The sequence below is a fragment of the Neorhizobium sp. P12A genome (genome assembly GCF_008365395.1).
Classification (GTDB): Bacteria; Pseudomonadota; Alphaproteobacteria; order Rhizobiales; family Rhizobiaceae; genus Rhizobium.
The window spans coordinates 920,626-933,218 of the sequence record NZ_QOVX01000001.1 but is presented as its reverse complement, the minus strand read 5'-3'; the positions used below and the strand labels follow the sequence as shown (position 1 = coordinate 933,218).

At 60.3% G+C, this 12,593-nt stretch carries 14 protein-coding genes; 11 read left to right on the top strand and 3 right to left on the bottom strand.

Going from position 1 to position 12,593, the window contains the following annotated elements:
- Window positions 1-9: 9 nt before the first annotated feature.
- Entirely contained in the window at window positions 10-519 is a 510-nt protein-coding gene (locus DTW90_RS04450) for an NUDIX hydrolase (protein ID WP_149337042.1), read from the top strand.
- A 44-nt stretch (window positions 520-563) separates the two neighbouring features.
- The gene (locus DTW90_RS04445) at window positions 564-1,127 is read left to right on the top strand and encodes a DinB family protein (RefSeq protein WP_149336651.1); all 564 of its coding nucleotides are present in this window, start codon (window positions 564-566) and stop codon (window positions 1,125-1,127) included.
- On the opposite strand, the gene DTW90_RS04440 is transcribed toward DTW90_RS04445, so the two are convergent.
- The 3 genes from DTW90_RS04440 to DTW90_RS04430 are packed head-to-tail and all read right to left on the bottom strand — an operon-like array spanning window position 1,096 to window position 4,108.
- Window positions 1,096-2,028 (bottom strand): NAD(P)-dependent oxidoreductase, encoded by a 933-nt coding sequence (locus DTW90_RS04440; protein ID WP_149336649.1) that lies wholly within the window; start codon window positions 2,026-2,028, stop codon window positions 1,096-1,098. The two genes, DTW90_RS04445 and DTW90_RS04440, sit on opposite strands and share 32 nt — an antisense overlap.
- Window positions 2,025-2,891 (bottom strand): glycosyltransferase, encoded by an 867-nt coding sequence (locus DTW90_RS04435; protein ID WP_149336648.1) that lies wholly within the window; start codon window positions 2,889-2,891, stop codon window positions 2,025-2,027. The genes DTW90_RS04440 and DTW90_RS04435 overlap by 4 nt, the downstream gene beginning before the upstream one ends.
- On the bottom strand, window positions 2,888-4,108 hold the full coding sequence (locus DTW90_RS04430) for an NAD-dependent epimerase/dehydratase family protein (protein ID WP_132518346.1): 1,221 nt from the start codon (window positions 4,106-4,108) through the stop codon (window positions 2,888-2,890). Before DTW90_RS04430 ends, DTW90_RS04435 begins: the two co-directional genes overlap by 4 nt.
- A gap of 138 nt (window positions 4,109-4,246) precedes the next feature.
- Between DTW90_RS04430 and ybgC the strand changes: the two genes are divergently transcribed.
- From ybgC to tilS, 9 genes are all read left to right on the top strand, one after another.
- Window positions 4,247-4,699 carry a tol-pal system-associated acyl-CoA thioesterase gene (ybgC, locus tag DTW90_RS04425; RefSeq protein ID WP_149336646.1) on the top strand — a complete coding sequence of 151 codons (453 nt, stop codon included), beginning with the start codon at window positions 4,247-4,249 and terminating at the stop codon, window positions 4,697-4,699.
- A 369-nt stretch (window positions 4,700-5,068) separates the two neighbouring features.
- Window positions 5,069-5,788: a protein TolQ gene (gene tolQ, locus DTW90_RS04420; RefSeq protein ID WP_132518350.1), complete on the top strand. Its 720-nt coding sequence runs from the start codon at window positions 5,069-5,071 to the stop codon at window positions 5,786-5,788.
- 24 nt (window positions 5,789-5,812) lie between these two features.
- Entirely contained in the window at window positions 5,813-6,274 is a 462-nt protein-coding gene (gene tolR, locus DTW90_RS04415; protein ID WP_132518352.1) for a protein TolR, read from the top strand.
- A gap of 9 nt (window positions 6,275-6,283) precedes the next feature.
- Window positions 6,284-7,567: a hypothetical protein gene (locus DTW90_RS04410; protein ID WP_149336644.1), complete on the top strand. Its 1,284-nt coding sequence runs from the start codon at window positions 6,284-6,286 to the stop codon at window positions 7,565-7,567.
- Between the two features lie 20 nt (window positions 7,568-7,587).
- Window positions 7,588-8,022, top strand: coding sequence for a hypothetical protein (locus tag DTW90_RS04405; protein ID WP_149336642.1), 435 nt, complete (start codon window positions 7,588-7,590; stop codon window positions 8,020-8,022).
- A 20-nt stretch (window positions 8,023-8,042) separates the two neighbouring features.
- Window positions 8,043-9,350 carry a Tol-Pal system beta propeller repeat protein TolB gene (gene tolB, locus DTW90_RS04400; RefSeq protein ID WP_149336641.1) on the top strand — a complete coding sequence of 436 codons (1,308 nt, stop codon included), beginning with the start codon at window positions 8,043-8,045 and terminating at the stop codon, window positions 9,348-9,350.
- Between the two features lie 145 nt (window positions 9,351-9,495).
- Window positions 9,496-10,029, top strand: a complete 534-nt coding sequence (gene pal, locus DTW90_RS04395) for a peptidoglycan-associated lipoprotein Pal (RefSeq protein ID WP_132518360.1) — start codon at window positions 9,496-9,498, stop codon at window positions 10,027-10,029.
- Window positions 10,030-10,209: 180 nt separating this feature from the next.
- Complete coding sequence (gene ybgF / locus DTW90_RS04390) at window positions 10,210-11,253, top strand: tol-pal system protein YbgF (RefSeq protein WP_149336639.1); 1,044 nt, start codon at window positions 10,210-10,212, stop codon at window positions 11,251-11,253.
- Complete coding sequence (tilS, locus tag DTW90_RS04385; protein WP_246664885.1) at window positions 11,243-12,586, top strand: tRNA lysidine(34) synthetase TilS; 1,344 nt, start codon at window positions 11,243-11,245, stop codon at window positions 12,584-12,586. The genes ybgF and tilS overlap by 11 nt, the downstream gene beginning before the upstream one ends.
- The last annotated feature ends 7 nt before the right edge of the window (window positions 12,587-12,593 follow it).

Here is a 12,593-nt window from a genome sequence, read left to right as displayed (position 1 = left end):
GGCAGCACCTTGGCAAAACGGACACTCATTCGGCTGAATGCCGGTACCAGTCGCTTCCAGGTGCGCATAGCCGGCCTCGGGTTCCGCAACGGCCATGTGCTGGTACATCGGGCCACGCATGAGGCTTTCTGGACCTTTCCCGGCGGGCGCGCCGAAATCGGGGAAACCTCCGAGGAAACGCTGAAGCGGGAGATGATGGAAGAAATCGGCGTCGAAGTGACGGTCGGCCGGCTGCTGTGGTCGGTCGAGAATTTCTTCCATTACGAGGACAAAAACTGGCACGAGCTCGGCTTCTATTATCTAATGGAGGTGCCGGAGCATTTTCCCTTCGCGCCGGAAGCCATCGTGCACCGGATCAAGGACGGCAGAAGCGAACTTGAGTTCAAATGGGTGCCAGCCACGCGCGCTTCGCTTGCTGCGCTCGATATCCCGCCCTACTTCATCGCCGACGAGATCGAGAACCTGCCGCCGACGCCTCGGCATCTTGTCTGGCGCGATGGCGACCTGGATATCAAATAGCCGGATGTTTCGTCATCAGAGGCGGAACATTGAGGGGAGGAGACATGTCGGATTTCGATCCATGCAGGGTGTTCCGCAAGCTGGCCTATAACAATGCGCTGGCCAATTTCCGGCTGCATCAAGCCTGTGCCGAGCTCGATTCTGGCGAATTCGATGCGATCCGGACGAGCTTCTTCCCGTCGCTCAAGGCGACTTTCAACCATATCTTGACCGTGGACTGGTTCTATGTCGACGGGCTTGAGGGCGGCAACCTCGGGCTGAAGGCATTCGAGATCGAAGAACCCTGCGAGACCATGGCTTTGCTGGCGGAAGAGCAGGCAAAGGTCGACCGTCGGCTCGTTCGGCTCTGCGAGAATTTGAGCCCGGACAAACTCGCCGGCGTCATCGATCTCAATCGCGGCAATCGCATCCAGCGGGAGCGGATGGAGGATGTACTCAGCCACCTCTTCCAGCACCAGACGCATCATCGCGGCCAGGCGCATGCGATGCTTTCAGGAAGCAGCGTGAAGCCGCCGCAGCTTGACGAGTTTATCGTTGCCGACGACGCGCGGTTTCGCGAGCGGGAACTCGCTGCATTTAAATGGAACGAGACGACGCTGATGCGTTGAGTGGCATCGGGATTGCCCGGAGCTTTGAAGCCAGCGTGCGGATCGTTGTGCGCAGCAACTCCTCGCCGCCGCTCGTCCAGCCCAACGCCCGGATCTTCGCCGTATCCATTTCGCTGACGATGCCTTCGGGGGCCGGCGCAGGAAGGGCGCTCGGACAGTCGGTTTCATGCTGCAACAATTTCAGTATCTCGTGGGTCTCGGTCAGCAGGTCGGAGATGTTGAAGATCTCGCGGTCGATGCGTCCGGTCTCCGTTTCCAGCATCATGCGAACAGCCCGGGCGAGATCGCGTCCGTGCACTTCGGTGCCTGCGCGTGCGGATACGGTTCGTCCGCTCAGATAATCGGCGAAAAGATCGTCCCATTTATTGGGGCTTAGGTCGCCGTAAACGCCTGTGGCGCGCAGGATGACGGGCGCAAAGCCCGGTGCTGCAAGCGTCAGCAGCGCGCGCTCGGCATCCAGCTTCACCTGCCCATAGAGCGTGTTCGGGGTCGGCTTCATGCTTTCGCAAAGCACTTCGCCGGCGAGTCGGTCGCCATAGACGGCGCGGGAGGAGATAAAGACGCAACGACGGATGCCGGCGCGCTGTGCGGTTTCGAAGAGCTTGATCGTGCCGCCGAGATTGAGGCGGCGAAACTCGGCGGGATCGTCACCTTCCCCGCCCCGATATTTGCCGGGAATATGGCTGAAGGCAGCGTGGACAAAGAAATAGGCATCGTCAAAAAGGCAGCTTTGGTCTTCCCGCGGGTCCAAGGTCATCGGCAGGAAGGTTACCGGCTTCGAGAAAAAGCCCGAATCCGGCCTGTTGCGGCCACCGACGATGACCGAATAGCCGGCAGCCAGAAGGTCCTCGACGATGTAGCGACCGACGAGACCCGTTCCACCCGATACGAAGACTTTCATGCGGCCTCTTTCGGATTGGCGAATGCGGCGACGTCTGGAACATCATGACCGGCATAGAAGCGCTGCCACAGCTCGATCAACGGCTTCAACTTGTCGACCTTGGGATGATTCTCCTCCCACGGCTTCTCGTATTGATAATGCAGGACCGAAATGCTGTGCCAGTCCCAAAGAGCCGGCATGGTGAACCATACATATTGCAGCATGTTCATGAAAACGGGCAGGCCGTGCCAATCCGGGAAGAATGTCTCGAGAAAGGTCTGGTCCGTTCGACGCCAGAAAGCACCCGGACGGTCGATCATCCGCAGCATGTCGTTGAACGTCGCCAGCGAAGGATGGGCGACGAAAACGCCTGAGTTCATGCGATGGAAGTCCGCCATGCTCTCATAAACATTCGGAGCGGCCGAGAATTCCGGATAGTCGAAGAGCTTGTCGATATTCTTCAGCACCAGCGCGTCGGCGTCGATGAAGACGCAGGCGCGGTAGTCGATCAGCTGCCAAAGCCGCAGCTTGCAGAAATTATCGAGCGGAGAATGGAAGGCCGGCTTGCGACCCTTGGTAAAGGGTGCTGCGGCATGGAGGTTGCCGCGCGCATGGCGTTCGTTGAATTCGTCGGAAACCGGCAGGTGCTCGACCTCGACGAGCCGACAGCCCAGCTCTTCCAGCGGCACCAGATCGCGATCATCGACGCCTGCCGTATGCAGGACGACAATATCCGCTGCGGTGTCAGTCCGCTGAATGGAGCGAGCCAGCGCGACCGCGCCCATGGCATAATCGGCATTCGTCACAAGCGTCACAAAGGCATGCCGGGCCTGCGCTGTCGTGCGCGGCCGGACACCCTGCAGGATTTCGCTTCCGAACATCATGAGACGGATTTCAATCTTTTGCCTTCGGGATCGTGGTTGACGGTCGCCGCGAGATCCTTCGTCCAGGCCGAGACAGCCGGAACGCGCGAACGGTCGACGCGGTAAGCATATTTCTTTGCTACATCGACAATCTCATCGAGGAGACCGGCCTGAAGCGTGGTCGGTTCGAGGCCGAGGCCGAGGAATTTTTCATTCTTGACGATGAGTTCGTTTTCAGGGGCTTCCTTGCGCGGATTGGGCAGCCAGGCGATCTCAGCGCCGGTCAGCTTGGAAATCATCTCCGCGAGATCACGGACGCGATGCGTTTCCGTCATCTGGTTGAAGATTTCGACTCGACTGCCGCGGGCAGGCGGGTTCTTCAGCGCAAGTTCGATGCAGCGCACGGAATCCTGAATGTGGATGAAGGCGCGGGTCTGGCCGCCGGTGCCATGCACCGTCAGCGGGTAGCCGATCGCCGCCTGGATGAGGAAGCGGTTGAGCACCGTGCCGTAATCGCCGTCATAGTCGAAGCGGTTGATGATCTGCGTGTGGCGGCGGGTCTGCTCCGTATGCGTGCCCCAGACGATGCCCTGATGCAGGTCGGTGATCCTCAGACCATCATTCTTGGCATAGAACTGGAATAGCAGCTGATCCAGGCACTTGGTCATGTGATAGATCGAGCCGGGATTGGCGGGATAGAGGATTTCCTGGCTGACCGAGCGGCCGTCCGCCGTCTCGATGCCGACAGGCAGATAGCCTTCGGGAATAGCCGCGCCGACGGTCGAATAACCATAGACGCCCATGGTCCCGAGATGGACAAGGTGAGAATCGAGATTGAGCTCGACCAGTGCGTTGAGCAGGTTGTGCGTCGCGCTGACATTGTTGTTGACGGTGTAATTCTTGTGGCGGTCGCTCTTCATCGAATAGGGAGCGGCGCGCTGTTCGGCAAAATGCACGATCGCATCCGGGCGATGCTCGGCCAGCCACTTCTTCAGCAACTCGTAGTCCTTGGCGAGGTCGATCAAATTGAAGTGAATGCGGCGACCGGTCTCGGCGTGCCAGATGCGCGTGCGCTCCTGGATGGAATCCATCGGCGTCAGCGACTGGACGCCAAGCTCCGTATCGATCCATCTGCGGGAGAGATTATCGAGGATATGGACATCGTGGCCGGCGTCGGAGAGGTGCAGGGATGTGGGCCAACCGATAAATCCGTCTCCGCCCATAACCGCAATTTTCATAAGTTCGTCTCCTTCTGCGCATCGATCGCTATCCGGCACGTTCCCGGATAGTCAGGAATTATGACATTTGTTGAACGCTTGCCTGATGAACTGTCTTCCGTCAAAGAAGGTCCCCAGATTTTTTCGGAGACGGCAAGAATGAACAGCCCCTTCCTGATCGCCGGGGAGTTGACATCAGGCGGACACCGGTTGCTGCAGCGAGTCTATTACGAAGATACGGATTTTTCCGGCCTCGTCTATCACGCCCGGTACCTGCATTTTCTCGAGCGCGGGCGCACCGATTACCTGCGTTGCCTGGGCGTGGAGCAGCGGGAACTCATCGGCGCGGATGAAGACGGCCTGGTTTTCGTCGTCCACCGCATGGAGATCGATTTCAAATCGCCGGCGCGGATGGATGATGTGCTGACGATCCACACCTCCACGGAAAAGGCAGGCGGCGCAAAGATGGTGCTCTCGCAGGAGATCCGCCGCGATGGCGCCCTGCTGATCGCGGCAAAGGTCATCATCGCCGTGATCAATGCCAAGGGGCGCCCGCGACGTTTGCCGGAGGCGCTGGCGCAGCAGATGCTCGTCGCGTCGAAAGAGGGGTAGTCGCGAAAAGCGGGCCGCGTCGCAAATCGTTCTTGTTAAAACTTGATTTTTCTGCGAAGGAATTCCCGCGCTGCAGGAAATGGTCTGGAACCCCTGCTGTTGCGACCCGGTCTTGAGCGGTCGCCTTGCAACTGTAGTAATTCCGTCACGGGACACTAACAATCTTTTAACCATAATAGTGTCTTAATAGCAAAGTCAGGGTTTGTGCGGCGCACGCCTTCCTTTGACCAAATTTGACGGCAAGAAGGCAGTTGTAGCTTGGAGGCTTGACCAGGGCGTTTCGGTGGCAGCTGCCAGACATTTCTTGCGAGATCAGTTTTGTGCCGCCCGGTCTAGCGCCGGGCGTTTGGATTCGAGGATTTTGGATCAATGGAACAAGTTGGATTGGCAGCAGTAACAAGTGACGTGACGCTGTGGTCGCTGTTCATGCAGGCGGGCCTGGTCGTCAAGATCGTCATGCTCGGCCTGATCGCCGCGTCCGTATGGACCTGGGCGATCGTCATCGACAAATACCTGGCCTATGGGCGTGCGCGCCGCCAGTTCGATCATTTCGAGCAGGTTTTCTGGTCCGGCCAGTCGCTGGAAGAACTCTACCGCACGCTTTCGGAGCGGACGAATACCGGCCTCAGCGCCATCTTCGTCGCCGCCATGCGCGAATGGAAGAAATCGTTCGAGCGCGGAGCACGGTCGCCGATCGGCCTGCAGATGCGTATTGATCGCGCCATGGATGTGACGCTCGCACGAGAGTCCGACCATTTCGGCGCTCGTCTCGGCTCGCTCGCGACCATCGGTTCTGCGGCGCCGTTCATCGGTCTTTTCGGTACGGTTGTCGGTATCATGACCTCGTTCCAGGCGATCGCCGGTTCGAAGTCGACCAACCTTGCGGTCGTCGCACCTGGTATCGCGGAAGCGCTGCTCGCGACCGCAATCGGCCTCGTCGCCGCTATCCCCGCCGTTATCGCCTACAACAAGTTCTCCGCTGACGCCGGCAAGCTTTCGGGCCGGATGGAAGGCTTTGCCGACGAGTTCTCCGCGATCCTGTCGCGCCAGATCGACGAAAAGCTGCAGCCGCGCCAGGCCGCACAGTAACGGCCGCAAAGAGGAGAGACGCTGATGGCAATGTCGGTTGGAGCAAAGGGTGGCGGCGGTGGACGTCGCGGCGGTCGTCGCCGAGGTGGTCGTGGCGGTGGTCCGATCTCCGATATCAACGTGACGCCGCTCGTCGACGTCATGCTCGTGCTTTTGATCATCTTCATGGTGGCAGCACCAATGATGACGTCGGGCGTGCCGATCGATCTGCCGCAGACCCAGGCGGGGGCCCTCAACGCCCAGACGCAACCGATCACCATCTCGGTAAAGGGCACGGGCGAGGTCTTCATCCAGGAGACAGCGATCCCCGTGACGGAGATTGCCGCCAAGCTGCAGGCGATCGCCACGACCGGCTACAACGAGCGCATCTTTGTGCGCGGTGACGCAGCGGCTCCTTACGGGGTGATCGCCGACGTCATGTCGCGCATCCAGGAGGCAGGTTACAAGAATATCGGCCTCGTCACCCAGCAGAAACAGGATCATTAACGGACTGACATGAGGGGCAGCGTCGCTACATCCTTTGTACTGCATTGCGTGGTGCTCGTCTGTGCCTTGGTGACCATTGGGGCGCCCCGGACCCTGGACACGCCGGAAAGCGAAGCCATGCCCGTCGATCTCGTTGCTGCGGACCAGCTCCAGCAGGGCGAGAAAACCGCTCCAGTCAAGGATCATGCCGCCAAGAAGCAGACGACCAAGCAGACCCAGGTCGCCAATGCGCAGAATACCGGCGAGAACGATATCGACCTGAAGAACCCGGCAACGCCGAAGGCCCGACCGACCGACGACAATGCTGCGGCGGCGGTGCAGAAGAAGGTCCAGACGCCGGTTCCGAAAGACGATCCGCAGCCGAACGACGTCAAGACGATCGAGCAGCAGGAAACGGATGCCGCGCCGAAGGAAGTGGCCGCCATTCCGCAGCAGCGTCCTGACGTGACGCCGCCGACGCCAACACCGCCGCCCACGCCGAAGGCTGATTCGACGCCGCCGACACCCACGCCGCCAACCCCGCCGAAGGCTGACACGCCGCCTCCGCCGCCGACCCAGCAGCCGGCTGAAATCACTGTGCCGGACAATATTCCGTTGCCGGAGGTGAAGCCACAGGCTCAGCCGCCGAAGACCGCGGACAAGACGCCTGACGTCAAGCCGGACCCCAAGCCAGAGGTGAAGCCGGAAACAAAGCCTGCGCCAGTCAAGCCTGAGACCAAGCCGACAGACAAGACGGTGACACAGAGCACCAACAAGTCGCCCGACGACGGCAAGAAAAACGACGACAAGAAACGCGAGACCGCCAAGGGATCGACCGCGCAGGACAGCGATTTCAACGCTGACGAGATTTCAAAACTGCTCAACAAGAATTCATCGGCAGGTGGTGCCGCGCGCTCCAAGCAGGAGGCCTCGGCTGGAGCGAATACGCAGGTGGCCTCGCTCGGCGGCAAGAAGTCGGCCGGCGGCGGCAAGCTCAGCCAGAGCGAAATGGACGGGCTGAAAGACCTGATCCAGGGCAACTGGAATGTCCAGCAAGGCCTTGAGGGTGCCTCGGAAGTTCGTGTCAAGATCGTTGTGCAGCTCGATCGGTCGGGCAATGTCGTCGGCGACCCGCAGATTACGGCGACCGGCGGTACCGCGGGGACCCAGGACGCAATCAAAGGCAGCGCTTACCGCGCAGTTATGCGCTCGGCGCCGTTCAAACCCGATCTGCTGCCTGCGGATAAATACGACGGTGATAATGGCTGGAACCAACTGGTGCTCAATTTCGATGCGAGCGATCTGGGGCTGTGATGCGGGGAGCTCGGCGACATATGAACGGACGCTCCGCCCGCATACTGACCGCGCTTTGCGCCCTGATTATTTTCCTGCCCTTTCACGTTTTTGCCGCAGAGCCGGTCCACAAACCGCTTCACCATAGGCAGGCGCAGCATGATGCCGCATTGAAGCAGGCCGAAGTGGACGCGTTCCGGAACCAGATTCTTGAACACTGGTCGCTGCCTCTAGGCCTGCCCGGTGCTGACAAGGTTCATGTCCGTGCGCGCGTCAAGTTAGATTCCTCCGGAAACCTCAAGGGCAATCCGGACATTACGGCGACCGGCGGTCCCGAAAATACCCGCAAGGCGCTCATGATGAGCGCTTACCGATCCATATTGAAGGCGGCCCCATTCCACGGCCTGCCTCGCGATAGATACAACGACTGGCGTGAAATCGTTGCCGAGTTCAACGCCAGCGACTTTGCGCTATAATGCTGAAAGGCTTGGCCCATATGTTAAAAAGTTCCCTCGTTCGTGTCCTCCTGGTGCTGACAGGTCTGATGGCCGCCTATGTCTCTCCGGCTTATGCAGTCGTCGAGATCAACATCAATAAGGGCAATGTCGCGCCGCTGCCGATCGCGGTCACGGACTTCCTGTCCAATGGCGATATCGGTGCCAAGGTCTCGCAGGTCATTGCCGCCGATCTTAAGCGCTCCGGACTGTTTGCGCCGGTCGACAAGGCCGCCTTCATCGACAAGATCAGCAATTTCGACGCGGCTCCGCAATTCCAGAACTGGCGCACGATCAATGCCCAGGCGCTGGTGACCGGTCGCGTGACGCAGGAAGCCGACGGTCGCCTGCGTGCCGAGTTCCGCCTTTGGGACACCTTTGCCGGCCAGCAGATGACCGGCCAGCAGTTCTATACGCAGCCGGAAAACTGGCGCCGCGTCGCCCATATCATCGCCGACGCGATCTATGAGAAGATCACCGGCGAAAAGGGCTATTTCGATACCCGCGTCGTCTTCGTCGCCGAAAGCGGAACGAAGACTGCTCGCAAGACGCAGCTTGCCATCATGGACCAGGACGGCTTCAACGTCCGCACGCTGACCGATGGCAGCGATCTCGTCTTCTCGCCGCGCTTCTCGCCGAACCGGCAGGAAGTCACCTACATGTCCTTCGCCAACCAGCAGCCGCGCGTTTACCTGCTGCAGCTGGAGACGGGGCAGCGCGAAGTGGTCGGCAACTTCCCGGGCATGACCTTCTCGCCGCGCTTTTCGCCGGATGGGCAGAAGGTCATCATGAGCCTTCAGCAGGAAGGCAATTCCAACATCTACACGATGGACCTGCGTTCGCGCACGACCACGCGCCTGACCTCGACGGCGGCCATCGACACGTCGCCGTCCTATTCGCCCGATGGCAGCCAGATCACTTTCGAAAGCGACCGCGGCGGCAAGCAGCAGATTTACATCATGAACGCTGACGGCTCCAATCAGCATCGCGTCTCGTTCGGTGATGGTTCCTATTCGACGCCGGTCTGGTCGCCGCGCGGCGATCTGATTGCCTTCACCAAGCAGTCCGGCGGTACCTTCTCGATCGGCGTGATGAAGCCTGATGGCTCGGGCGAGCGCCTGCTGACCTCAGGCTTCCACAATGAAGGCCCGACCTGGGCACCGAACGGCCGCGTGGTCATGTTCTTCCGCGAAGCCCAGGGAGCCAGCGGTCCGCAGCTCTACTCGATCGACCTGACAGGCTACAACGAACAGCTGATCAAAACCCCCGGATTTGCTTCGGACCCGGCCTGGTCGCCGCTTCTCGAGTAGTTGTCCACAGCTGCGCCTCTTTCTCGCCGCAAAGTGCTGTGAGGGACGGGGTAGCGGTTTGTTAACCATAATTGTTGAGCGCGGATTAACCGAAAGCAGTTACTGTCTGGAAACCCTAATACTGAGTCGTAAGGAGAGAACGGCCATGAGCCGAATTGACACCCCGGCCGCAAGCCGCATGCAGAATTTCGCCCGTAATCCGATCATGATCGCGCTGTTCGTCGGCCTTTCTCTGGCCGGTTGCGCCTCCAAGAAGAACCTGCCGGGCAGCGCTGGGGACCTCGGTCTGAACGGCGCTGGCGCCGCAACGCCCGGTTCGCCGCAGGACTTTACGGTCAATGTCGGCGACCGCATCTTCTTCGACACGGACTCCTCATCTATCCGCGCGGATGCGACACAGACGCTCGACCGTCAGGCTCAGTGGCTTGCCCGTTATCCGAACTACGCCGTCACGGTTGAAGGCCATTCGGATGAACGCGGTACCCGCGAATACAACTTCGCGCTCGGTGCCCGCCGCGCAGCTGCTGCCAAGAACTACCTGGTTTCCAAGGGTGTTCCGGCCAATCGCCTGAAGACGATCTCCTACGGCAAGGAACGTCCCGTCGCGACCTGCGACGATATTTCCTGCTGGTCTCAGAACCGCCGTGCGGTCACCGTGCTCAACGGCGCCGGTTCCTGATAAGCTTAACAGTTTCGAAAGATGCGAAAGGCGGCCCTTGTGGCCGCCTTTGTCGTTTACACGCACTCGTTTACTTTTTTGACCACACTTTGGCCGAACTCCGTTGCTTTTTGGGAGCAATTGTAAAAATCTCCTGCACGCGCCGATGGCGCGAAGAATCACGGAAACAGGACGTTACATATGAGAAATCTGGTCGTGGCCGGCATGCTTGGTCTGGCGATGGTCGCCGGAAGCGAGAGGAGCGCAAACGCCTTGTCGCTGTTCGGCATGCACATCGGGCCGCGCAACGAGCAGCAAGCGCAACCAGCCCCGGCAGCGCCGCTCAATCAGCAGGCGCCCGAAGGCCAGCCCACGATCATGGTTCAGAGCAGCGATGCGGAAGTTCGTCTCCAGCAGCTCGAAGATCAGATGCGCCAGCTGAACGGCCGCGTCGAGGAAATGAGCTATCAGCTTCTGCAGATGCAGGAGCAAATGCGCAAGACGCAGGAAGACAATGAATTCCGCTTCCAGCAGCTCGAAAAGAAGGGCGGCGGCGGTGGCGCGGCGACCAACAGCGGCGGCGCGATGAAGAAGAGTGATGCAGCGCCGCCTGCGGCAGCCGGTGGCCAGCAGGACGATGTTGCCGGCGTGATCGGCTCCTCGCAGGGCAATTCTGCCGGCGGCAGCGATATGCCCGATGCCGGGGGACAGCAGGGAAGTGGGCTCGGCAAGCCACCGGGCCAGCTCGGCTCGATCCAGTTCGACCAGAACGGCAAGCCGGTCGGCGGCGGCGTCAACAGCCAGGCCAGCGTTGGGTCCGGTCCCGCGCCGGCTGCCGACTCGACGCAGACCGCCTCGCTCGGCAGCGAAGCCGACACCTATAAGGCCGCTTATGGCCATGTTCTGTCCGGCGATTATGGCGTCGCAGAGCAGGAGTTCCGTCAGTATATCGCCAGCTACCCGAACAGCGCCCGTGCGCCCGATGCCAATTTCTGGCTGGGCGAAGCGCTGTACTCGCAGGGCAAGTATAATGATGCGGCAAAGACATTCCTGAATGCGCATCAGAAATACGGCACCTCGGAAAAGGCGCCGGAAATGCTGTTGAAGCTCGGCATGTCGCTTGCAGCGCTCGACAACAAGGATACGGCCTGCGCAACTATGCGCGAGGTCACCAAGCGATACCCGAAGGCTTCGAAGGCCGTGACTGCCAAGGTTGCCAGCGAAGAAAAGCGGCTTGCCTGCTGATCCCATTCCGGCATCTGCCGCAAGCGCTTTCGCATTGCCCGAAGATGCTGCCGCCGATTTTCTCGATCGTATTCGCCGGCCGGCGCATATTCTTGTCTCCATTTCCGGAGGCAGCGATTCGACGGGTCTCCTCGTCGCCCTTGCCGACAGGCTGAAGTCGTTTCCCCATCCGGATATCACTCTTTCCGCCGCCACCATCGATCACGGCCTGCGCGCCGAATCCGCGGCCGAGGCTGAGACTGTCGCGGCGCTCTGCTCCCGCCTTGGTATTGCCCATCGGACGGGCCGTTGGGTTGGCGAGAAGCCGAAGAGCGGGATCATGGCCGCCGCAAGAGAGGCGCGCTACGGGCTGCTTGCCGATATCGCGGCCGAAATTTCCGCCAACGTGATCGTCACTGCCCATACATCAGACGACCAGCGGGAAACGCTCGCCATGCGCGCGGCCCGCACTGTATTCGAGGACGGTGCCGGAACGGGGATCGCCGATGCCGTTCTCTTCGACCGACGGATCTGGATCGTGCGCCCCTTCCTGGGCTGCCGCAGGAGCGATATCCGCGACTATCTGTCCAGGCAAAGCATCGGCTGGATCGACGATCCCAGCAACGAGGACCCGCATTACGAACGGGTGCGTATCCGGAAGTCTCTCGCAGAACAGACGGACGGTCGGATCGACGGGCCAGACGCCCGCGAAGTAGAGCGTACCGCGTTGTCGGCTGCGGCCGCTGGCTGGCTCGCAGCCCATGTCACCGTGCATTGCTGCGCGCTTGGCGAAATCCGCTCCGAGGGATTGAGGGCTGACGCCAAACTTCTCCGTTACGCCCTCTCCAACCTTGCCGCTGTCTTCGGCGGTCGGGCCTTTCCTGCCGGTCGTGACCGTATGGATCGCATTCTGGATTTCCTGGCTGCGGGCATTGAAGGGCGCCGGACGGCTGCCGGCGTCGTCTTCGACCTGCGCGGGGGTGGGCTGTTTCTGATGAGGGAGAGCAGGGGTATCGCACCGCTCACTGTGGCACCTGGAGAGGCAGGCATCTGGGACGGCCGGTTCGAGGTTACCAATCGTGGCCGTCACACCATTCGCGTTGAGCCCAAGGCAGATGTCGGGGACGATTTATTTTCGAAAAATTTGCCGAAAGGCGCCATTCGTCGCGCCGGCGCAGCATTACCGGAGATTCGGGCTATCGATGGAATTCCAAGGGGTTGGGCAGGCTCTGATGTGACCGTTTCGCCGTATTTCGCGCCATTCGACCGCTTTTTGACACGATTCGATCTCATGTTCGCCGATCGTTTGGCAGTTTCTTTTGGAAGAACACCGTATTTATGTCCGCCGCTTTAAGGGTTAT